Source organism: Pseudomonas tritici (genome assembly GCF_014268275.3).
Taxonomy (GTDB): Bacteria; Pseudomonadota; Gammaproteobacteria; order Pseudomonadales; family Pseudomonadaceae; genus Aquipseudomonas; species Aquipseudomonas tritici.
Map to the genome: position 1 here is coordinate 4,525,351 of NZ_CP077084.1, position 22,415 is coordinate 4,547,765.

The window sequence follows — 22,415 nt, forward strand, 5'->3', positions numbered from 1 at the left end:
GCCAAATCGCGAGCCAATACGGTAAACTCCGCGCACTGCTGTCTGGAGCTATTTATGCGCGAAGCGTTGAATCAAGGCCTGATCGACTTCCTCAAGGCCTCCCCTACTCCTTTTCATGCCACTGCCGCCCTGGCCCAGCGCCTGGAAGCGGCCGGTTTCCAGCGTCTCGACGAGCGCGAGACCTGGACCACCGAAGCCAACGGGCGCTATTACGTGACCCGCAACGATTCCTCGATCATTGCCTTCAAGCTTGGCCGCCATTCGCCGCTGCAGGGCGGTATTCGCCTGGTCGGCGCCCACACCGACAGCCCATGCCTGCGCGTCAAACCTCAGCCGGAGCTGCAACGCCAGGGTTTCTGGCAGTTGGGTGTGGAAGTCTATGGCGGTGCACTGCTGGCGCCGTGGTTCGACCGTGATCTGTCCCTGGCTGGCCGCGTGACCTTCCGCCGTGACGGCAAGGTCGAAAGCCAGTTGATCGATTTCAAGCTGCCCATCGCCATCATCCCCAACCTGGCCATTCACCTGAACCGTGAAGCCAACCAGGGTTGGCCGATCAATGCCCAGACCGAGCTGCCGCCGATCCTCGCGCAATTTGCCGGTGACGAGCGCGTAGACTTCCGTGCCGTGCTCACTGAGCAGCTGGCACGGGAACACGGGCTGAACGCCGACGTAGTGCTGGACTACGAGTTGAGCTTCTACGACACCCAAAGTGCCGCCGTGATTGGCCTGAACGGTGACTTCATCGCCGGCGCGCGCCTCGACAACCTGCTGTCGTGCTACGCCGGCCTGCAAGCCTTGCTCACCAGCGAGACCGATGAAACCTGCGTGCTGGTGTGCAACGACCACGAAGAAGTCGGCTCCTGCTCGGCGTGCGGCGCGGATGGCCCGATGCTGGAACAGACCCTGCGTCGCCTGCTACCAGAGGGTGATGAATTCGTACGCACCATTCAGAAATCTCTGTTGGTGTCTGCGGACAACGCCCACGGCGTGCACCCAAACTACGCCGAGAAGCACGACGCCAATCACGGCCCCAAGCTCAACGCGGGCCCGGTGATCAAGGTCAACAGCAACCAGCGCTACGCCACCAACAGCGAAACCGCAGGGTTCTTCCGTCACTTGTGCATGGCACAGGAAGTGCCAGTGCAGAGCTTTGTGGTGCGCAGCGACATGGGTTGCGGCTCCACCATCGGCCCGATCACCGCCAGCCACCTGGGCGTGCGCACCGTGGACATCGGTTTGCCGACGTTTGCCATGCACTCGATTCGTGAGCTGTGCGGCAGCCATGACCTGGCGCATTTGGTGAAGGTACTGGGTGCGTTTTATGCGAGCCGTGACCTGCCCTGATTCAGGGCCGGATGGGGTTTAAAATGTGGGAGCGGACTTGCTCGCTCCCACATTTGGTTCTGTGCACACCTGATCTGCATCACCTGCACTTTCTGCGATCCGACCTAGACTTGTCAGTATTCCCACTCCGACAAGGCCGTCGCACCATGATCTCCATGTCCTCTTTCCACGCCATGCTTATCCCGATTCTGATCGGCATGATCCTGTTGGCTGTAGGCTTCAACTTTCGTGACAAGCCCCTCGGCGTCTTCGGCATGTGGGTCGGCATGCTGCTGATCCTGGGCACCGTGGTGTACAAGATCCTCGCCAAACTGGCCGAATGACGATTGCACTCGTACACTCGCTCAACCCGTCGTTTTCAAGGTTGACCGCCTCGTGCTTTCCCGTCTGTTTGCCCTGCCCTGCTATTGCCTGATTGCCCTGCTCACCTTGCTGCCGCTCACGCCTGCCCAAGCCGTGGGCCTGCCCGGCCTATTGGGTAACAACAGCAAAACCCAGCCCCAGGCCGACGTGCCACTGGGGCAGTCGTTGGACGAGGTGATCAAGACCCTGGAAAACGACCAGCAGCGCACTCAGTTGCTGAGCGACCTGAAAAAGCTGCGCGCCGCCACGCAAAAAGCCCAGCCCGCCGCCGAGCAAGGCGTACTAGGGCTCATCGGCAGTACGCTGTCGGGCTTTGAGCAGCAGTTCTCCGGCGAAGACAGCCCGGTGGAGCGTTGGTCCAACGAAGTCGACCTGGCCAAAGAAGAACTCAGTGCGCTGATGCTGCCGGCCAACGAATGGCTGCCGATCATTTTCGGGTTCGCCCTTATCCTGGCGGTGTGGAGCCTGCTCGCCGCCGCGCTGATCTGGCTCAGCCACCGCGTCCGCGAACGCTTCGGCCTGCCCGAAGAATTGCCGCAACACCCACGCACCTGGGACATGGTGCGCTTCGCGCTGCGCAAGCTCGGCCCATGGCTGATCGCGCTGGTGATCACGGTCTACCTGAGCTATGCCCTGCCCTCGTCCCTGGGCAAATCCCTGGCGATGGTCTTGGCCTACGCGCTGGTGGTCGGTACCTGCTTCTCTGCCATCTGCGTGATTGCCTTTTCGGTGCTCGACGGCCCGCATCGCCATCGCGCGCTGTACATCCTGCGTCACCAAGCGTTCCGCCCCCTGTGGTGGATCGGCAGCTTTGCCGCCTTCGGTGAGGCCTTGAGCGACCCGCGCCTCGTCCTGGCTCTGGGCCAGCACCTGTCACACACTGCCGCGACGATCGCCAATGTCATGGCAGCACTGTCGACCGGTGTGTTTATCCTGCGTTTCCGCCGGCCCATCGCCCACCTGATCCGCAACCAGCCGCTGTCCCGTCGCCTGACCCGCAGGGCCCTCAGCGACACCATCGAAATCATCGGCTCCTTCTGGTACATCCCGGCCTTGCTGTTGGTGGGCATCTCGCTGTTCGCCACCTTCGTGTCTGCCGGCGATACCAGCACGGCATTGCGCCAGTCGCTGCTGTGCACCGTTTTGTTGGTGTTGTGCATGGTGATCAATGGCCTTGTTCGTCGCCATGCGCTCAAGCCGCAACGCGGGCACAAACGCCATGCGTTGTACTCCGAGCGGCTGAAGAGCTTCGTCTATACCCTGGCGCATCTGGTGGTCTGGCTGGTGTTTATCGAACTGGGCCTGCGGGTCTGGGGCCTGTCGCTGATTCGCTTTACCGAAGGCGACGGGCATGAAATCAGCGTCAAGCTGTTCGGCCTCGGCGGCACGCTGCTGTTTGCCTGGCTGATCTGGATCCTCAGCGACACCGCGATCCACCACGCGCTCACCCGCTCGCGCAAAGGCCTGGCCAATGCCCGCGCGCAGACGATGATGCCGTTGATCCGCAACGTGCTGTTTGTGACCATCTTTATCATCGCTGCCATTGTTGCCCTGGCGAACATGGGCATGAACGTCACGCCGTTGCTGGCCGGTGCCGGTGTGATCGGCCTGGCCATTGGCTTTGGTGCGCAATCGCTGGTGGCAGACTTGATCACCGGCCTGTTCATCATCATCGAAGACTCCCTGGCCATCGATGACTATGTCGATGTCGGCGGCCACCTCGGTACGGTGGAAGGCCTGACCATCCGCACCGTGCGCCTGCGCGATATCGACGGCATTGTGCACACCATCCCGTTCAGCGAGATCAAGAGCATCAAGAACTACTCGCGGGAGTTCGGCTACGCGATCTTCCGCGTGGCGATCCCCTACAACATGGAAATCGACGACGCCATCAAGCTGATGCGCGACGTCGGCCAGAAAATGCGCAACGACCCACTGCAGCGCCGCAACATCTGGTCGCCGCTGGAGATTCAGGGCGTGGAGAGCTTCGAGTCAGGCAGTGCGATTCTACGTGCGCGCTTCAAGACGGCGCCGATCAAGCAGTGGGAAGTGTCGCGGGCGTTCAACCTGTCGCTCAAGCGTCATCTGGATGAAGCCGGGCTGGACCTGGCGACGCCGCGCTTGAGTGTGCAGGTGGTCACCGCCGGCACTGTGCAGGAGAAAGCGCTACAACAATAAACTCAGGAGAGGTCCTTATGCGTTTAACCGGTCTGACACACCCATGGGTTTTGGGCATGCTGTGCGGGGTCGCCAGCAGTGCCGTGATTGCCGCCAGCAGCGGCCAGGACAGTGCCCGGGAGGAAATCGCCGCGCAGGCAAAAATCCTTGAACCGGCGTTGCTGGAAACCCGCCGCGACATTCACGCCCACCCTGAATTGGGCAATACCGAAACCCGCACGGCCGAGCTGGTCGCCAAGCAGCTGCGCGACCTCGGCCTCGAGGTGAAAACCGGCGTAGCACGCACCGGCGTTGTTGCCGTGCTCAAAGGTGCCCTGCCCGGCCCGACCGTCGCCCTGCGCGCCGACATGGACGCGCTGCCCGTCAAGGAAGTCGCTGACCTGCCTTTCGCCTCAAAAGCCAAGGGCACCTACCTGGGCAAGGAAGTCGACGTGATGCACGCCTGTGGCCACGACGCCCACGTTGCCATTCTGCTGAGCACTGCAAAGATCCTGACCGGCATGCGTGAACGCCTGCCCGGTAACGTGGTGTTCTACTTCCAGCCGGCCGAGGAAGGCCCGAGTGATTTCATCCCCGACGGCAAAAACACCTGGGGCGCCAAAATGATGGTGCAGGAAGGCGTGATGAAGGCGCCCAAGCCGGACGCGGTGTTTGGCTTGCATGTATGGGCCGGTGTGCCCGCCGGCCGGATTGCGTATCGCCCGGGCCCGACCCTGGCAAGCTCCGATGACTTGCGCATCAAGATCCTCGGCAAGCAAACCCACGCCGGTCGCCCTTGGGATGGCATTGACCCGATTACCGTGGGCGCGCAGACCATTGTCGGCCTGCAAACCGTGGTCAGCCGCCGCACCGACATCTCGTCGTTTCCGTCGGTGGTGAGCATTGGCACCATCAATGGCGGTACGCGCTACAACATCATTCCTGAGTCGGTGGACATGGCCGGGACCATTCGCTCCTACGACTATGGCATCCGCCAGAAACTGCACGCAGACGTACGACAGACCGTGGAGAAAATCGCCGAAAGCGGCGGTGCCAAGGCTGAAGTTACCATCATCGAGAAGTACGACCCCACCATCAACAACCCGGCGCTGACCGAGAAGATGCTGCCAAGCCTGCGCTGGGCGGCCCAGGATGATGTGGTGCAGGGCCCGCTGGTGGGCGGCGCGGAAGACTTCTCGTTTTATGCCAAGGAGGCGCCGGGGCTGTTTGTGTTCCTGGGAGTGACGCCGCGGGATCAGGACATGAGCAAGGCTGCGCCGAATCACAATCCAGGGTTCTTTGTGGATGAGTCGGCGTTGGTGGTAGGGGTGAGGACGTTGGCGTCGTTGGCGACGGATTACCTGTACGCCAACTGACCGCTATTGTAGTGAGCGGGCTTGCCCCGCGCTGGGGGGCGAAGCCGCCCCAATCCGGCCACCGCGTTCTGCCAGACAGAATTCAGGCGCCTGGTTTTAGGGCGGCTTCGCCCCCCAGCGCGAGGCAAGCCCGCTCACTACAGATCAGGCGAGCGTGGCACCGTCCATTTTCTGACGCAGGCTCAGCGGGCGCATGTCGGTCCAGACTTCTTCGATGTAGGCCAGGCACTCTTTCTTCATGCCGCTCTTACCCACGGTCCGCCAGCCTTCCGGCACGGCTTTGTAGTCGGGCCAGATGGAGTACTGTTCTTCATGGTTGACCACTACCTGAAACAGGATGTCGTCGCGGTCAAATACTGAGGTCATTGCTGTTCTCCATCGCTAAAAGGCCGGCTGCGCACTGCACGCAGCACTGATATCTGTAGAAACGTATCAAGTTGCAAAAAAATTAGAGGCTGGCGACCGCCGCTGCCAACGCGCGACCGAAGATATCCACCACCCGATCAACTTCCGCGGCAGTGATCACCAGCGGCGGCAGGAAACGCACGACGCTGCCATGTCGACCGCCCAGTTCCAGGATCAGCCCGCGCTTGAGGCATTCGCGCTGCACCAGCGGCGCCAGTTGGCGATGGACGGGTGGGTGGCCTTGGATATCCAGTGCGCCATCCGGCTCAACCAGTTCCACGCCGAGCATCAGCCCGCGACCGCGAATATCCCCCAGGTGCGGAAAGTCTCGCTGCAGGATGCGCAGGTGTTCGCCCAGGCGCTCGCCCATGGCGGACGCATGGCCGGCCACGTCGTGGTCCTTGAGATAGCGCATCACCGCCGAACCCGCCGCCATCGCCATCTGATTGCCACGGAACGTCCCGGCATGCGCGCCCGGCAGCCAGGTGTCGAGCCAGTCGCGATAGACCACCACCGCCAGCGGCAGGCTGCCGCCGATGGCCTTGGACATCACCACCACATCCGGGATGATGCCGGCGTGCTCGAAGGCGAACATCTTGCCGGTGCGAGCAAAACCGCTCTGGATTTCATCGACGATCAACGCCACACCCGCTTGCTCGGTGATGCGGCGCAGGCCGCGCAGCCAGTCCAGATCAGCCGGAATCACACCGCCCTCGCCTTGCACCACCTCGACAATCACCGCCGCCGGCAGCAACACACCAGCTTCTGGGTCATTCAGCAGGTTTTCCAGGTAATGCAGGTTGACCCGCACGCCTTGCGCGCCACCCAGGCCGAACGGGCAACGGTAGTCGTAGGGGTACGGCAAAAATTGCACGCCGTTGCCCAGCAAGGCGCCCAAAGGTTTCTTCGGCCCCAGGCTGCCCATCAGGCTCAAGGCGCCCTGGCTCATGCCGTGGTAACCGCCCTGGAAGGACAACACGGTGCTACGACCGGTGGCGGTGCGCACCAGTTTCAACGCGGCTTCCACGGCATCGGTGCCGGTGGGGCCACAGAACTGGATCTTCGCTTCCCGCGCCAGCGCTGGTGGCAACAGGCCGAACAAGTCCTGCACGAACTGGTCTTTGACCGGCGTCGTCAGGTCCAGCGTGTGCAGCGGCAGTTCATCGGCCAGCACTTGCTGGATAGCTTCGATCACCACCGGGTGGTTGTGCCCCAGCGCCAGGGTGCCGGCGCCCGCCAGGCAATCGATGAAACTGCGGCCTTCCACGTCTTCCACGTAAATGCCCTTGGCGCGTTTGAGCGCCAGGGGAATGCGTCGAGGGTAACTGCGGGCGTTGGACTCCTGCTGGCGCTGGCGGGCGAGCAGCGGGGTTTCGTCGAACTGGTAGAGCGTTTCATGCACCTGGGCGTCTTCGATACGGCTGGTAGCGACTGACATTTCTCGATCCCTCAATACGCTGATGGTGGTGACCAAACTGCCGATCCGCTGGCGTCTGGCCCCGAGGGAGCGTGCGAACGGATTTACTGTTCTGGAAACGCACCAGCGCCGACGGGATTTACTCCTCCGGTCGCGAAAAGCCTATAGACCGCAGCTCGGGCACCCGTATCTACACATTTCTCACTGCTACGCGGGTGGCTCGCTTTGGAGGTGTCGATACCTATGCTGTGATGCGGTCAACTCGGCGTATCAGGAAAATCCGGTCGATGCCATCGCAGGCAAGCCAGCTCCCACAGAAGAGCAGCCAGTATCAGAGCCCGCGGTATTTTTCATTCAGCGCATACAAAATCGCGCAGGTCTCGCCATCCAGAAACCCACAATAATCCCGCGCCCTGAAGTGCATCTGAAACGCTCGCGTGCGCTGTTGAAACCCCTGCGGGTTCTTTGCAGGTGCGTACCCGAACCGCTGAAACGCCCGCTCCACCTCGGCTTCCGGTGGCAACCCGACACAAAAGCGTCGCTGATACATCGCCCGCGTCGCCTCATCAAACCAGGCCCCCAGCCCCGCTTCATGCAAGCGCTGCCAAGGCAACCTGGGGCCAGGATCACTCTTGCGCGCGTATGCCACGTCCGAATGCCCGAGGATGTCCGTGGGCCCAACCTGTGGGTAACGCCCGAGAATGTCGCGCACTAGCGCAATCAACACCTCAATTTGTTCCTCACCGTACTCAGGGAACGTGAACACGCCGCCGACATCCCGCGCCAGGTTGACGATCTCGATGCCAATCGAGCGGCTATTGAGGTTATCGCGCCCTGCCCAATGGCTGACCCCGGCATGCCAGGCGCGCTTGTCTTCCTCCACCAAGCGGAAGACACGCAACTCTTCATAGCCAGCCGCGCGGTAGCTGGGATCTTTTGGGTCGGGCAGCAAGTAGTGCGCACTCACCCCGTCCTGGGTGAGGGTGCGCAGGGAGGAGCCAAAAGGCGCCGCGGTGTAATGCAGGATGACCTGCCCCACAGGCTCGCCGTTACGTTCGTTGAAGCCTGTAGCAGGAAAACTGGTATCGATGACCAACATAAGAACCGTCCTTTTCAATACAGGCAGAGTCGTTCAGCCCGTTCAAGCGCAAAAAAATTACCGCCATCCTGAAGGCTTGAACTTCAGGAAGGCGGTAACTATTTGGCACGTGAAAGAAAAGTGATCAGCGCCGCAGCGGCATGCCCAGGTCGACGCGCAGGCCATCCGGTTGACTGTCGAATTTCAAGGAACAGGAACACCGCTGCACAATGGCTTGCACGATCGCCAGCCCCAGGCCGCAGCCTTCGCTGCTGCCATTACGCCAGAAGCGTTGGGTCAGGTATTGCAGGTCATCGGCGGAAATCTGCGTGCCGTGGTCACGCACGCGGAACACCACGTTGTCGGTGTCGGTGAATACACTGAGTTCCACCCGCGTATCCGCAGGCGTATGACGCAAGGCGTTGTCCAGCAAATTGCGCAGGGCTGCGACTGCCAGGCCCACAGGCATTTCCACCGGGGTGGCCGAAAGGTTGTCCGGCAGGATCAGGTCAATGCGCGAATTGTCGCCGGCATTCGCATCCTGGATCGCCAGGCGTGCCACTTCTTCGGCGCTGGACTGCAGCCCATCGTCGAATGACAGGCTGCCTTCCACGCGGGCCAGCAACAGCAACTGCTCCAGGGTGCGATGCAAACGGTCGGCGCCCGCCTCGGCATGGGCCAGGGACTGATCGCGGGCCGCGCCGTCGGTCATGCGCGCCACTTGCAGGTGGGTCTTGATCGCCGTCAAGGGGCTGCGCAGTTCGTGGGCGGCGTCGCCAGTGAGGCGGCGTTCGCGCTCGATGGTCTTGGCGATACGCTGCAACAGTTGATTCTGAGTGTCGAGCAGCGGTTTGAGTTCGCTGGGCAATGGGTGGATCTGCAGCGGTTCGAGAGAGTCGGCGCTGCGCCGCATCAAGGCGTCACGCATGCGGTTGAGCGGCAGCAGGCTCTGGCCGATGCCCAGCCACAACAAGCACAGGCAGCCGAGCATCGCCACACCCACCGGCACCGACGCGGCCAGCAGGATCGACAGGTTCAGCGCCTCGCGTTCCACTTGGCGGTCGGCGGTGGTGATCAACAGGTCGCCACGGGACAGGGTAAAACTGCGCCAGTTGACGCCATCGATCACCTGGTCACGAAAACCACTCTGGCGCGATTCCAGCCCTTCATCCGGCGTGGCGTGGCTACGCGCCAGTACTTCACCGCGCAAGGAGCTGACCTGGCACGCCATGCCCCCCGGAACATTCAGTTGTGCCCCATGGAAATGCGCGCCGCCGCCCACACTGGCGAGGCCCGGCATCTGCTCGGTCAGCCCCGCCACCATGCGCGCCGACGCCACCAGGCGTTGGTCGAGGGAGAACATCATCTGGTTGCGCAGGTCACTGAGCATCCAGGCCGCCGCCAGGGCCCAGATCAGCACAAAAGCGGCGCCCAGCTTGAACGTCAATCGCAGGCGCAGGCTTTTCACGACGCGTCCTCGCCCCCGTCGGCCGAGCCCAGGCGATAGCCGAGGCCGCGCACGGTCTCGACAATGCCATTGCCCAATTTTCGCCGCAGGTGGTGGATATGCACGTTGAGCGCGTTGCTTTCCAGCTCATCGTTGAAGCCGTAGACGCTGTCCTTGAGTTGCTCGCTGGAAAGCACACGGCCTTTGTTATGCAGCAGGGCTTGCAACAGCGCCTGTTCGCGGCGTGACAGGTCCACTGGCTGGCCGCCCAGGAAAGTTTCGCGGCTGCTCGGATCGTAGGCCAGGCGACCGTGCTCAATCAGGTTGACGCTGCGCCCCGCCATCCGCCGCAGCAGAGTTTGCAGGCGCGCGGCAAGTTCGCGCAGGTCGAAGGGCTTGAGCAGGTAGTCGTCGGCGCCGGCTTGGAGGCCGTCGACGCGGTTGGTCACCGAGTCCCGTGCGGTCAGGATCAGTACCGGGATTTCCAGGCCCTGGCTGCGTAGTTGTTGCAGCAGCTTGAGGCCATCTTCGTCCGGCAGGCCGAGGTCGAGCACCATGATGTCGAATGTCGCCGCCTTGAGCATGGCGCGCGCCGCGCCAGCCGAGGCCACGCGCTCGACGGTAAAACCCTGGGCGGTAAGGCCGGCCACGATGCCGCTGGCGATCAGTTCGTCGTCTTCACAGACCAGTACGTGCATGGTGAACCCTTCATGAAAGATGGGGGTGATTAGAAGTGCAGCGGATTAAGCGCAGATTATGCCGCTAAATGGTCCACACTCCCTCTAGAATAGCCTCGGTTAATCATCGGTTAATCAACGCCACACATTGTGTGCCTACTTGCATCGAACTAAGGCTTGACCATGCGGCATCTGTTTACCTTTCTGCTGGTGTTGTTCGCAGGGTTTGCCCAGGCCGCGCCTGGTAACCCGTTTGAGACCAAACCCGATTTCCTTCCGGTGGGCAAAGCCTTCACCTTTACCTCCGAACGTCTTGAAAGTGGCGAGACCCAGCTGTATTGGCAGATTGCCGACGGTTATTACCTGTACAAGCAGCGCATGAAGTTCGATGGCTTGGCTGAAAAGCCCACGCTGCCGCAAGGCGAGGCCCATAGCGATGAATTCTTCGGTGACCAAGAGGTGTATCGCCAAGGCCTGGAAGTGAAGATCCCGGCCGGCGCAACCGGCCAGATCAAGCTCGGCTGGCAGGGCTGTGCCGATGCGGGCCTGTGTTATCCGCCGCAGTCGATCACCGTGGACCTTGGCGGCAACCCGGCCGTCGCAGCGACCGCCGAAGCTCAGGACCAAAGCCTGGCCAGTGGCCTGCAACAACGCAGCCTGGGTTGGAGCCTGTTGCTGTTCTTCGGCCTAGGCCTGTTGCTGGCGTTTGCCCCCTGTTCGCTGCCGATGCTGCCGATCCTCGCCGGTCTGGTCGTCGGCAGTGGCGCCAGCCCACGTCGCGGTTTTGCCTTGGCCAGCAGCTATGTGGTGTGCATGGCGCTGGTGTATGCCGCACTGGGCGTGTTGGCCGCGCTGCTCGGCAGCAATCTAGCCGCGCTGCTGCAAACCCCGTGGATCCTCGGCAGCTTCGCCGCCTTGTTCGTGATCCTTGCCCTGCCGATGTTCGGCTTCTTTGAACTGCAACTGCCCGCCTTCCTGCGCGACCGCCTGGACAACGTCAGCCGCCAGCAAAGCGGTGGCAGCCTGGTCGGCGCCGGGGTTCTCGGCGCACTGTCCGGCCTGCTGGTGGGCCCATGCATGACCGCGCCGCTGGCCGGCGCCTTGCTCTACATCGCCCAGAGCGGCAATGCGCTGCACGGTGGCCTGATCCTGTTCGCCATGGGCATCGGCATCGGCATCCCACTGTTGCTGCTGGTCACCGTGGGTAATCGCTTCCTGCCCAAGCCAGGCACCTGGATGAACGTGCTCAAGGGGGTCTTCGGCTTCCTGTTCCTCGGCACCGCCGTGCTGATGCTGCGCCCGGTGGTTGGCGAAAGCCTGTGGATCGGCCTGTGGGGCGTACTCGCGCTGGTGATGGCTTACTGCGGCTGGACGCTGGCCCGCGAATACGGCCTCGCGGCCAAGGTGTTTGGCGCCGGTTCCCTGGTGCTGGGCCTGTGGGGCGCCGTGCTGATGGTCGGCGCAGCCGGTGGCAGCGATGACCTGTGGCAACCGCTGAAAGTCTACAGCGGCTCGCGGACCGTCGCTGCACCGACCGCCCACGACGCGTTCATGACCATCAACGATCCCGCCGTGCTGCAAAGCCAACTCGACAGCGCCAAGGCTCAGGGCCAATGGGTGCTGGTGGACTACTACGCCGACTGGTGCGTGTCGTGCAAGATCATGGAAAAACAGGTCTTCGGCAAACCCGAGGTCATGGACGCCCTGAAGGACGTGCGCCTGCTGCGCCTGGACGTTACCGCCGACAACGCCGCCAGCCGCGCGCTGCTCGGCCGCTACAAAGTCCCTGGCCCACCGAGCTTCGTGTGGATCGGCCCGGACGGTGAAGAGCGCCGCGCCCAACGCATCACCGGCGAAGTCGATGCCGTCACCTTCCTGCAACGCTGGACGCACACCCGGGACGCCCTCTGAATGCTGACCCTGACCATCGGCACCTTCGCCATCGCCCTGAATCACTTGCTGCTGATTACCGCGCTGATTCTCGCCACTCTGGTGGGCTGGCGCGTGGCCAAGCGTGGCGGTGAAAACCCGGAATCGGTGCTGTTCAGCCTGTTCCTGCTGGCGATGCTGGTAGCTCGCGTCAGCTTTGTACTGATGTACTGGAGTGATTACCGCCACGACCCGTTGCAGATGGTCGACCTGCGCGACGGCGGTTTCCTCGCCTGGCCCGGCGTGATCGCTCTGGTCGTCGGCGCCCTGGCCTACGGCTGGCGTCGTCCGGCCCTGCGCAAGCCCCTGAGTGCCGGGGTGATCACCGGCCTGGTGTTCTGGGGCATGACCAGTTTATCCCTGAGCCTCTACGACAAAGGCTCGCAACTGCCGGACATCACCCTGCGCAATGCCAACGGCGACGTGGTGCAACTGGCCGACTACAAGGGCGGCCCGCTGGTGATCAACCTGTGGGCGACCTGGTGCCCGCCGTGCCGTCGCGAAATGCCGGTATTGGAACGCGCCCAACACCAACGCCCCGACGTAACCTTCCTGTTCGTCAACCAGGCAGAAAACATGCAAAGCGTCAGCACCTTCCTCGCGACTCAGGGCCTGACCCTCGACAACGTGCTGTTCGACGCCAGCGGCCGCCTCGGCCAGGCCGTGGGCTCGATGGCCTTGCCAACCACCTTGTTCTACAGAGCCGATGGACGCCTGATCAACAGCCACTTGGGCGAACTGTCGCAAGCCAGCCTGGCCCGCGCCATGGAACCCTTCGATACCGCTCCAATAAGGAAACCGACATGCCCCGCCTCCGCCACCTGCTGACCCTGCTGCCGCTGACGCTCGCCGCCACCTTGGCCCAGGCCGAAGACTGGCCGGCGCCGATCAAACAGATCGAGGCCAAGGGCGCGAAGATCCTCGGCAAATTCGACGCCCCCAGCGGCCTCACCGGCTACGCCGCGCAGTACCAGAACCGCGGCATGGCCCTGTACCTGACCGCCGACGGCAAAAACGTGATCGCCGGCAACCTGTACGACGCCCAGGGCAACGACCTCAGCACCGCGCCCCTCGAAAAACTGGTGTACGCACCGATGGCCAAGGAAGTCTGGGCCAAGATGCAAAAAAGCAGCTGGATCCAGGACGGCGACGTCAACGCGCCGCGCACCGTCTACCTGTTCAGCGACCCCAACTGCCCGTACTGCAACATGTTCTGGGAACAGGCACGCCCGTGGGTAAAAGCCGGAAAGGTGCAATTGCGCCACATCATGGTCGGCATCATCCGCGAAGACAGCCCAGGCAAATCCGCCGCGCTGCTCGCCGCCAAGGACCCGCAAAAAGCTCTGGAAGAACATGAAGCCGCCGGTAAAGGCAGCAAGTTGCAGGCACTGGACAAGATTCCGGCGGATATCGAGGCCAAGCTTGATGCCAATATGAAGTTGATGGAGGAGCTGGAATTGTCGGCGACGCCGGCGATTTTCTATCTGGATGACAAGGGCGGGCTACAGCAACAGCAAGGGGCGCCTTCGCCGGAGAAGTTGGGGAAGATTATGGGGCCCAAGTGAGAAAAATGCTCCTGCAACAGGCAGGAGCATTTTTCACGGTAAAACGACTTTTCGACTATCCGCTCACTCGAATATCAGTGATCGCATAGTCATTGCCGGAAGCGCCTGACGACTCATGGCTGCGTATCTCCAGTTGCATCGTTGGTGCATTCGCAACAAACGTGCCCCTCAGCAGTGTCCATGCCATGTTGTAAAAGGTCGTGACCGGCGTAACAGCACCTGCGCTGGCCCACAGAGACAACCTTGGCAATGGAGCGGCGCCGTTGTAGGTGCAGGCGAGAATGCTGAAATCATACGTCGCACCGACTACTAGCCCCGTGAAGACTTTATACAGGACGTTGCCCACGCCAGCAGTACTCGCGGTGCCATTTGCCACGCAGGTCTTGCCAAAAAACGAGGCATACCTCATCTCGCCAAGGGCTGCTGGTCCGGGAATCCATCCGTTCCAGTTATTGCCGGCAAACGGTGTGAAATCATCCAGCGGCGAAAGCACCTGCAGCACCCGCTGAGGGCACACCACATTCGCAGTCGAACTGCCGTTTGTAGCTACGCTGTAAGTTAAGGTCAGGTTGCTTTCGTCCTTCAACTTGTCCAGCTCGGATCGTAGTACAGGACTCGCCACCCCAGCGGTCTCCTCTGCCACCTTAATCGCTCTGGCCGCGTACACATTGAACGAGTAAGGATTACCGTTTTTATTCGTCCCGGCTGCCTGCAGCCAGCACTTCTGCCCTGCCCGCAAGAACCACATAGCCTTCATGTGTGAATTGGCATTCCCAGCAAATGTTCTCAGGTCCAGAGAGGCATTCTGAGTCTCGGGCGGCGTAGCCTCCGGCACGTTCGGCGTTTCCAGGCGCACTGGCAGACTGATATTCAAGTGCAAAGGCGGTGAAGTCTGCACCTTGCAGGCGGTGGTGACAGTAAACGTGATCTCCACCACTTTACCCAAGCTCTCGATCACGGCCTCCGACGGCAGCAACCAGATCACCGCGCCCGTCGTGCTACCAGGTTGGGAGGTCACCAACCAGCAAGAACCGTTCGGTCTCTCCCAGCAGATAATGATGGAGTGCTTGGGATTGCTGCCGGTGTACTTCACTTCAACATGTACGCCGTTGCGCCCATTGTATGCGGTCAATTGGTCAGCCACCGCCTCCCTCACTGACGGCTCGATCAGTGCCAAAGGCTCCTGCTCGATTTTGAAAGTCTGAACAGGAAATTCGTGGGCATCCTCCAGCTCACACTTGCCACAGAAACTCGCCGCAAAGTGCAGCTCAAATTCGCTGCAGTCTGCCAGCTTTTGCAGCTCGACCCTTGGTATCGAGGCAGCGACTCCATTAGTTTTTCTGGCATCCTTAACAGGGGCATCCACCAAAATATCAATGCGGATAGCACTGCCGTCTTCACGCTCACCCGTGATCCACATCCAGCGACATTCCGAGCACTCGGCATAATCCCATTCAGCCACAAAAGCTGTCGCTTCCTCCGTAAATGTGCCGAGGTCCAGGATATGACCCGTTGCATCTTCAATCCCTGGATGAGTGAATTGGGGCAACAATACGTTGACCACCTGCTCAGGTGATTGCTGTGCTTCACCGCTACTGGCGAATTGAACGGTATAAGTCAGCGTCATCGACATGCTGAAAAAACAAGCAATATCACAGGCAGAAAGCTCGATGGTTGCCGGATCCCCGTCATTTTTAATTGTCACGCAGCCGAGTGGCTTTTTTTCGTGACCGGGCCCGCCCACATAAAAACAGATCTGGTCGCCTGCATAGGTTTCCAAGTCGGGGACGTCTACATTTCCGCGATCTTTGGTGAGCGCAGAGTTAAGGCACCACTCATTGTTGTAAAACGTCGACTGTCGTAGATGAGGGGCCGGCATATTTCCCATGCGAGGATCGACAATCAGGGCACTGGTAGGGCGAGGACGACCTTCAAGTGCGTTTTCCGGGAGACGCGTCTCATGGATAGGATCGACACTAGCCGGAGGGCGTGGGTGGCGACCATCGCAAATCCATCCCCAATGAATCGTCAACGCCCCCCAGGGTCGACGACGTCCCATCCAACTGCGTTTCAAAGAAAGTCTGAACTCATGACCCGGCACCGCTTCATCAGCAGTCACAACGCGAGAAAAAGCCACTGTCTTGAATGCAAAGGGCGTGCTGTCCTGATCACCCGCTACGTTCACGAATAGTTGATCGCGTGCTTTAACGAGAGGATGGGCATACGCCACGATCGTTTCATCCCCGGTAAACGTATACATGTCCAAGGTATCCGTGTTGTGAACAGACTTGGAGTGGACAAACCGGGGCACATAACCTTCAAGGTCTATTTCATCGTAAAAACGTACTTCCACCTCTGCTACCCGAGACTCTGCGGCCTTCCCTCCCACCTTCCCTCTATACTTGAACAACAGCGTGTGACCCATACCGGATGTAATGATGTTCAGGGGGATTGGGATTTTCCGGGCGCCACCAATACCACTTCTATCCACAATCTCTTCGAATACGGGTCCGCCGCCATCCTCAACCCAAATTGTGACGACAATATCCGAGTCATCCATGTCCGGATCCGTGGTCAGGTGCGGGTCATCTTTCGCATCGAGCGGATATATGCTTCCGCCTTCCCCTTTGTAAACCACTGGGGCTAAAACCTCGATAGCCTTGGGTTTGCGCGTATTAACCGGTTTTAAAGAAGCATTAGGCGCCGTTATTTTTTTAGCCATGGTCAGAACTCCGTGTTCCAAGGGTTGTAACCCAAAGCCAGTCTAAGGCCGAGGTCTCCTATTAGTGAGCACTTTTAACGCTTCTTCGCCTACTGTCAAAATTAACAGTTTTGACGAATTTCCCTTGCTCTCCGATCAATGACCATCCCACAACGCCATAACTTCATTATTGTGCTACCCCCAATGTGAATCGAGTAATCAGCAACGAGCGCCTTCGCGGAATAATTGGGGAAGATTTTGGAACCGAGGTAAGTTACTCAACGGCCTTACGAAAAGGGCCTTCACACAGTGAAGGCCCTATCTTTACATCGTCTCGGAAAATCAGAGTGTTCCCTCAAACACCCTGATCCATGTCACATCAAAATCATTGGCGGGATCTATTCCCATCCTGCGATTATCAATGCCAAGCCTGGCCGTACTTGAATCAGCAACAAACTTGCCCTCCAGTAAAAACCAGTTTGTGCCAGGTTCGATTACTGGGGTTATGTCTTTCCCATTCACTGTGAGTGCCATGCGAGGCGGCAAGGGTAGGCCAACAGAATCGCGGATCCATGCATGGAACGTATAGGAGTTCCCCGGCTCCAGGTTGGTGAAAATCCTGAACAGTTTCTCACTTTGCGTTGCCGGGTTGGATGTATTCGTATATCCCCAGTCTACCAACCAATAACCCATCCCCGTTTCCCAAGGATAAGGACCGTACTTGAGCACCAGATCCCTGGGATCGGTGGCGCCCGCACCTCTCTGCCAACCATTCCACCCTTTCCTGTTTGGATCGAAGGGCGTTTGGTCAAGCAAGCGCTTGCGAAAGATCAACTTCAACGGTGGAAAAGGGATAGCCTCATCGATATTAGCGCTGCCATCCGCGGTCAGCCTGAATGTGAAGGTCAATTTAGCGCCGGTTTCGTATTTATCCAATTCGAGCCGTTTGAGTACACGCGACAAACTGTTGGTGACATCCGTTGCAGTAATCACCTCGGCGTCCATCACCTTAAAGGTATGGACCGATCCATCCCACAGCGGGCCCGAGCACTCCAGCCAGCCCCGTTGCCCGACCAGCATGAACCACCAGTCCGGCACGCCTATGCGAGCGTCCCCGGCAAACGTACGTAAATCCAGAATGCCGCCTTGGGTGGCGGGTGGCGTTGCCTGCTGCACTTCCGGCGTCGTCAGACGTACAGGCACGCTGACCTCCAGATCCAAATCCCCCGATGTCTGAAGCTTGCACGCACTGGTAACGGTGTAGTTGAGCGTCAGCGTCTTGCCAGCGGCATGAATCACTTCTTCGCGGGCAACGCTGAAGTCCACATAACCCGGATTGGAGTTGCCCGGTTTGGGGGGTAACGGCACATCAGTGCCATCTGATCGTTTCCAGTTCAACTGGATCTGATGCCTGCTGCTCATGTGTGGGTAGGCCACCCGGACGGTGACCCCGTCCCGCCCGTTGTAAATCGTCAGTTGATTGCCCACAGCTTCGCGCACTTCAGGCGGATTCAACGCAAAATCTACCTGATCGATACTGAAGGTCTGAACCGGAAATTCGAGGGCCGTCGCCAGATCGCAGTTGCCATCGAAGCTCACCGCCGCATGCAGCTCAAAGTCACTGCAATCTTCCAGTTTTTGCAGTTCAGCCCTGGGAATGGGGGCGTCGACGCCATTAGTCATCCAGCCTGCAGTCAGCGGCTCATCCATCAGGATGAAGAATTGGTAAGAGCTGCCGCCCTCCAGGGTTCCGCTAATCCAAACCCAGACACATTGCCCGACAGCAGCGTAGTCCCAGATAGGCACCAGCACCGTTGCATCGTCGTCGAATGTCTTGAGGTCGAGGGTGTCACCCGTTGCTTGTTCGATACAGAGCTTGGTCAACTGAGGACCAAGTACCTGGATTACACACCCGGGAGAGTTCTGAGGCAGGTAATTGTTAAATTGAACGCTATAGATCAGTGTCAACGTTTGGCAGAACAGGGCTGCGAAAATCTCAGGGGCGACTTCGAATGAAAGACTTACATCGCCCAGCTTCACGTCCTGGCAACCGAGCGATAAGGGCCCATAATTCGGCCCCGAGGCTTGCATACAAACATGATCACCTTCGGTCATGCCGGGGTAGGTCACTAATGCATGGCCGCCCTGGGTGGTGTTGGCCGGGTTGACCTGCCAGTTACCCGGGGATATCTGCACCGCTTCCTGTAGACGAGGCGGATTCAAATCCAGCGCAGGATCGACGCGCAGCAGCACCGTAGAACGCTGGTGGAAATCCTGAGCGTTTCTAGGCAGCGGGTTCACATTCGACACCGGAGCCTCAGGGTGACAACCGTCCCAGATAACCCCCAGATGGCAGGTACAGGACGTGTAATCATCCAAGTGTGCTAACCATGGGCGCGACAAGAAGAACTCAAACACGTAGTCCTCATGCGCTTCCTCGTCAGTTACTACGTGATCAAAGGCTGCCCAGCAAAATTCAGGTGGTACATTTTGCTCATTACCGGCGACAACAACAAACAATCGCGAGCCCGCCCGAATCATCGGCCAGGCCTTGACCCGGATCGTTTCATCCCCCGTGAAATTGAACATGTTCAACCACAACGTGCCCCACTCCAATTCGGCATGCGCGAACCCAGGCATTGACGCACGCAGATCCTCTTCGCGGACGTCCTGAATCTCAAGCTCCAGTACCAGTGACTCTTTGTGTGCACCACCGACAACGGCCTCGTACCAGATCAGCACGGTATGCCCGATACAGGTACTGATCCATTGCCAGGGAATATCGGCTACATCACCGCTTGCGACACTGATCGGCGGGAACGTCGCACAGGCCTGGCCTTTAATAGCGAAATGCACAATGACCTGCGTGCTCCCTGCGGGAAGCGTCAGTGTCGCGGTCGTACCTTGGGCTGAATCCAGAGGGTAAAGCAGACTATTGTTCGTAGCGTACTGGATGATTGCAAAGGGTAATTCAGCCGTGGCCACCTTGGTTGATGGGGCGGGCGCAACGCTCATAGCCTGAGCTGGGGAGGTTTTTTTAGAGATCGGTTTTTTAGCCACGATAAGACTCCTGTCCAACGTTAGATAACCGTCGAGGCTGGCCAGGCCAGCCAGAAACTTCGGTTATCTAACGCTCGGTTCAGAAATCTTGGCTACTGTCAGATCTGACAGTTCTGCCGCCAATTCACGACTTCCCCGACCAACGGCAAACTCAAAATCTTCGACGTCATAACTTCAGTCTCGATAGCAGGCATGGAAGTTATCGATAAACGAATAGTCGCGCACAAGAATGGTCAACCAACTGATAGCCGTCCCCGGTTCTGTCACATGCTCGACCCAGAAACCTCCTCGCCAATCGTCAGGATAATCGACACTGGTTATGACCTTACCGCCTTCATCATAATAGACGACCGTCGCGGGTTGTTGTTTCCAGGCCCAGGCAAACTTGACGGACTCCAATGGCCGGACGAAGTCAATTCGGTGCAGTTGTGGCGGAACTTGATTATCGACGTTTTCACACATGACAAAGTGCTTGCCCGAATAGAACTCATCATTAGCGTACGTGACAATACCCGCCACACCAGAGCCCGACGCAAAGGTGATCTTCATCAAAGAAGTCTGCACACTCCCACCCACGCCAAAAGTACCCAGCGGCAGTGATTCGAAACGCTCGATGCCACAAATCAAAGGTCGCTTGATAGTCAGCTTCAGCGCTGGGAAAATGGTCGCACCGCTCTCATGCTCGCTGCCATCGGATGCGACAAGACAGGTGACGGTCAGAGAGGAATCGTGTTTCAACCCATCCAGCTCTGCTCGGATCAAAGGTGCTGCCAGCCCGTTCAGGACCTCGTCGTGCGTGAGCCGTCTGCCTTGCACCGCGTAGAACGTGCGGGGGCTCCCGTCCTTATTTGTGCCCGTGCATTTCAACCAGGCGTGGTGTCCCGCCAGAGCGAACCACCAGGCCGAAACGGTGATTGATGCATCGCCAAGAAAGGAGGCCAAATCCAGAATGCCACCCTGCGTCGCAGGCGGCGTAGCTTGAGGCACTACCGGCGTCGGCAGGCGCACAGGCACACTGATCTCCAACTCAAGATCCGGCGACGTCACGTGCTTGCAACGGCTAACGACACTGAAGCGGATCGGCACTGTTTTGCCAATCCCATGAATGACCGCTGCGCGAGGGATATGGAAGTCCACATAGCCCGCAACGGAGTCTCCCGGCTGGGGAGCTAACGCCAGGCAACCACCCGCTTGCTCCCAGCACAACGCGATGGTATGGCGATCGCACATGCCGTCATAGGCCACTCTCACCGTCACGCCATCACGGCCATTCCAGACGGTCAATAAATTACCGACTGCCTCTCGCACCGAAGGCGCCACCAGCTCGAGGTCTTTCTGAACCATTTCCAATGACAACGGTAGGAATGCAATTGCGTCCTCCATCTGGGTCGAGCCGCTGAAGCTCACTGAAAAATGAATCTGGAATACCTGGCAGTCGGCCAGTTTTTCCAACTCATCCCGAATCAGTGCCGCACTCACGCCAGCGGTCACCCACTCGGGTTTTACGGTCTCAGCAGTGAGTATGTCCCAGTGAAATGGGCTGCCGTCTCCTAGTTCTCCCGTTATCCACAAACAAACGGTTTGCCCTAAGGCAATGTAATCCCAAATCGAAACCCTGACCGTAGCGTCACCGGGAAAAGTGTTGAGGCAAATCTTACCGCCGGTTTTTTCATCAACGTCTATACCGCTCAATCCGGTGGGCTCAAGCACCCGAGCCAGTAACTCCGACGAAGGCCACACACTGCCACGAAGGACGGTGTAAGACACCTTAATGGGTTTACCGAAGTTCGCACTGATGGCCGAAGCAGGCACGCCGAACAACAGGCTGGTCTCTCCCTGCTGCACGACCTGACACGCCAATACCGGAGTGCCTGGGCCCGGCGTACCTGCCAACTCTACACATACCTTATCACCGGGTTTAATGCCGTCGTACGCCACCACGACATGGGCCCCATTGACGGTATTCGCCGGGTTGATCAAATACCCTTTCCCCTCGACATACACGGCTTCCCGGATAGTCGGCGCATACAGCGTCAACTCCGGCTCACGCACTCGCAGGTTAGCCGTGGCTCGTCGAGACAACTGCGCGTTCCCCGGGAGCCGGGAAATTCGCGGGTCCTCAGGTGCGGTGGCCTCAACATCTGAGTAGATGATGCCCACCCCCGTGGTGACGGACGAATAATCGTCATTTTCAGCCAGCCACGCGCGCAGGATGCCCAACAGGAAACAGAAGCCACTCTGCGCCTCCTCTTCCGTCACGACATGATTTTCAAGAATCCAGAAGAAACGCGGTTGTGCATGGTGTTCATTGCCAACCGCTTCAAACCATATGCGCTGCCCGGCAGCGATAAAGGGCAAATCGCACAATTCGACGCCGGCATCGCCTGGAAAAGTGGCCATGTCCAGCCACCAGGAGCCGTCAACGAAGGACAGGTCGGTGAACCTGGGAACAGGCATGTCATCAGGCTTGATCACTTCAATGAAGAGTTCCAGCCGGAAGGACTCACCCACCGCCGTCTTGTACCAAATGATCACGGTCAGGCCGATGCAATAGCCAATGACCCATGCGGGAACATTTACCTCGACATTGGGCGCTCCGGTGCCTTGGGTCATGGCGGTGAAAACGGGATTGGCTTCTTGGCCCTTGATCGCCACGCTCAGCGTAATTTGAGTGCCTGCGGGAATCGCTGACGGGCACGTTACCGTCGTCCCCGCCGTTGCATCTATCGGATACAACGTGTTGTTAGTCGTGGCGTTCTTTACAGTCGGCAACAGGTATTGGTTGGCTGGTTTTTTGGGAACGCCGGCCGAGCTGCCCCGGCCCGAAGCCGTTGTATTCGCTGAGCCTGTTGTGTTTGGTTTAGTCGGTTTAGCCACGATCGGCACTCCCATCCAA

15 protein-coding genes are annotated in these 22,415 nt (G+C 59.4%); 7 read left to right on the forward strand and 8 right to left on the reverse strand.

Going from position 1 to position 22,415, the window contains the following annotated elements; genetic code table 11:
- Positions 1-54 precede the first annotated feature (54 nt).
- The 4 genes from HU722_RS20540 to HU722_RS20555 all read left to right on the forward strand — a co-directional run bounded on the left by HU722_RS20540 (position 55) and on the right by HU722_RS20555 (position 5,240).
- Positions 55-1,344 carry a M18 family aminopeptidase gene (locus HU722_RS20540; protein ID WP_065873385.1) on the forward strand — a complete coding sequence of 430 codons (1,290 nt, stop codon included), beginning with the start codon at positions 55-57 and terminating at the stop codon, positions 1,342-1,344.
- A 146-nt stretch (positions 1,345-1,490) separates the two neighbouring features.
- Complete coding sequence (locus HU722_RS20545) at positions 1,491-1,667, forward strand: hypothetical protein (RefSeq protein WP_175402976.1); 177 nt, start codon at positions 1,491-1,493, stop codon at positions 1,665-1,667.
- A gap of 52 nt (positions 1,668-1,719) precedes the next feature.
- A complete protein-coding gene (locus HU722_RS20550) occupies positions 1,720-3,885 on the forward strand; it encodes a mechanosensitive ion channel family protein (RefSeq protein ID WP_065891071.1) in 2,166 nt (721 codons plus the stop codon).
- 17 nt (positions 3,886-3,902) lie between these two features.
- Positions 3,903-5,240, forward strand: coding sequence for an amidohydrolase (locus HU722_RS20555; protein WP_186752064.1), 1,338 nt, complete (start codon positions 3,903-3,905; stop codon positions 5,238-5,240).
- Positions 5,241-5,384: 144 nt separating this feature from the next.
- Here the strand turns inward: HU722_RS20555 and HU722_RS20560 are convergent, their stop codons facing one another.
- From HU722_RS20560 to HU722_RS20580, 5 genes are all read right to left on the reverse strand, one after another.
- Positions 5,385-5,606, reverse strand: a complete 222-nt coding sequence (locus tag HU722_RS20560; protein ID WP_065873388.1) for an MbtH family protein — start codon at positions 5,604-5,606, stop codon at positions 5,385-5,387.
- Positions 5,607-5,688: 82 nt separating this feature from the next.
- Positions 5,689-7,083, reverse strand: a complete 1,395-nt coding sequence (locus HU722_RS20565) for an aspartate aminotransferase family protein (protein WP_065891073.1) — start codon at positions 7,081-7,083, stop codon at positions 5,689-5,691.
- 310 nt (positions 7,084-7,393) lie between these two features.
- The gene (locus HU722_RS20570) at positions 7,394-8,161 is read right to left on the reverse strand and encodes an N-acetylmuramoyl-L-alanine amidase (protein ID WP_186752065.1); all 768 of its coding nucleotides are present in this window, start codon (positions 8,159-8,161) and stop codon (positions 7,394-7,396) included.
- Positions 8,162-8,285: 124 nt separating this feature from the next.
- On the reverse strand, positions 8,286-9,608 hold the full coding sequence (locus HU722_RS20575; protein ID WP_065873391.1) for an ATP-binding protein: 1,323 nt from the start codon (positions 9,606-9,608) through the stop codon (positions 8,286-8,288).
- On the reverse strand, positions 9,605-10,285 hold the full coding sequence (locus HU722_RS20580; RefSeq protein WP_065873392.1) for a response regulator: 681 nt from the start codon (positions 10,283-10,285) through the stop codon (positions 9,605-9,607). The genes HU722_RS20575 and HU722_RS20580 overlap by 4 nt, the downstream gene beginning before the upstream one ends.
- Before the next feature lie 162 nt (positions 10,286-10,447).
- Between HU722_RS20580 and dsbD the strand changes: the two genes are divergently transcribed.
- From dsbD to dsbG, 3 genes are read left to right on the forward strand one after another with little or no spacing between them, the layout of a single operon-like run.
- The gene (dsbD, locus tag HU722_RS20585) at positions 10,448-12,175 is read left to right on the forward strand and encodes a protein-disulfide reductase DsbD (RefSeq protein WP_065880797.1); all 1,728 of its coding nucleotides are present in this window, start codon (positions 10,448-10,450) and stop codon (positions 12,173-12,175) included.
- Positions 12,176-13,021 (forward strand): TlpA disulfide reductase family protein, encoded by an 846-nt coding sequence (locus HU722_RS20590; RefSeq protein WP_065873394.1) that lies wholly within the window; start codon positions 12,176-12,178, stop codon positions 13,019-13,021.
- Positions 12,997-13,758 (forward strand): thiol:disulfide interchange protein DsbG, encoded by a 762-nt coding sequence (gene dsbG, locus HU722_RS20595; protein WP_065873395.1) that lies wholly within the window; start codon positions 12,997-12,999, stop codon positions 13,756-13,758. The genes HU722_RS20590 and dsbG overlap by 25 nt, the downstream gene beginning before the upstream one ends.
- Positions 13,759-13,813: 55 nt before the next feature.
- Here dsbG and HU722_RS20600 read toward each other — a convergent pair whose 3' ends face one another.
- From HU722_RS20600 to HU722_RS20610, 3 genes are all read right to left on the reverse strand, one after another.
- Positions 13,814-16,480: a hypothetical protein gene (locus HU722_RS20600; protein ID WP_065891074.1), complete on the reverse strand. Its 2,667-nt coding sequence runs from the start codon at positions 16,478-16,480 to the stop codon at positions 13,814-13,816.
- Positions 16,481-16,801: 321 nt separating this feature from the next.
- Positions 16,802-19,519 (reverse strand): hypothetical protein, encoded by a 2,718-nt coding sequence (locus HU722_RS20605; protein WP_065891075.1) that lies wholly within the window; start codon positions 19,517-19,519, stop codon positions 16,802-16,804.
- Between the two features lie 174 nt (positions 19,520-19,693).
- Positions 19,694-22,396, reverse strand: coding sequence for a hypothetical protein (locus HU722_RS20610; protein ID WP_225930649.1), 2,703 nt, complete (start codon positions 22,394-22,396; stop codon positions 19,694-19,696).
- Positions 22,397-22,415 lie beyond the last annotated feature (19 nt).

Excerpts from the sequence above, each read along its gene's own strand:
- HU722_RS20540 (WP_065873385.1), top strand. The coding sequence starts at position 55 with ATGCGCGAAGCGTTGAATCAAGGCCTGATCGACTTCCTCAAGGCCTCC.
- HU722_RS20545 (WP_175402976.1), top strand. The coding sequence starts at position 1,491 with ATGATCTCCATGTCCTCTTTCCACGCCATGCTTATCCCGATTCTGATC.
- HU722_RS20555 (WP_186752064.1), top strand. The coding sequence starts at position 3,903 with ATGCGTTTAACCGGTCTGACACACCCATGGGTTTTGGGCATGCTGTGC.
- HU722_RS20560 (WP_065873388.1), bottom strand. The coding sequence starts at position 5,606 with ATGACCTCAGTATTTGACCGCGACGACATCCTGTTTCAGGTAGTGGTC.
- HU722_RS20565 (WP_065891073.1), bottom strand. The coding sequence starts at position 7,083 with ATGTCAGTCGCTACCAGCCGTATCGAAGACGCCCAGGTGCATGAAACG.
- HU722_RS20570 (WP_186752065.1), bottom strand. The coding sequence starts at position 8,161 with ATGTTGGTCATCGATACCAGTTTTCCTGCTACAGGCTTCAACGAACGT.
- HU722_RS20580 (WP_065873392.1), bottom strand. The coding sequence starts at position 10,285 with ATGCACGTACTGGTCTGTGAAGACGACGAACTGATCGCCAGCGGCATC.
- dsbD (WP_065880797.1), top strand. The coding sequence starts at position 10,448 with ATGCGGCATCTGTTTACCTTTCTGCTGGTGTTGTTCGCAGGGTTTGCC.
- HU722_RS20590 (WP_065873394.1), top strand. The coding sequence starts at position 12,176 with ATGCTGACCCTGACCATCGGCACCTTCGCCATCGCCCTGAATCACTTG.
- dsbG (WP_065873395.1), top strand. The coding sequence starts at position 12,997 with ATGCCCCGCCTCCGCCACCTGCTGACCCTGCTGCCGCTGACGCTCGCC.
- HU722_RS20600 (WP_065891074.1), bottom strand. The coding sequence starts at position 16,480 with ATGGCTAAAAAAATAACGGCGCCTAATGCTTCTTTAAAACCGGTTAAT.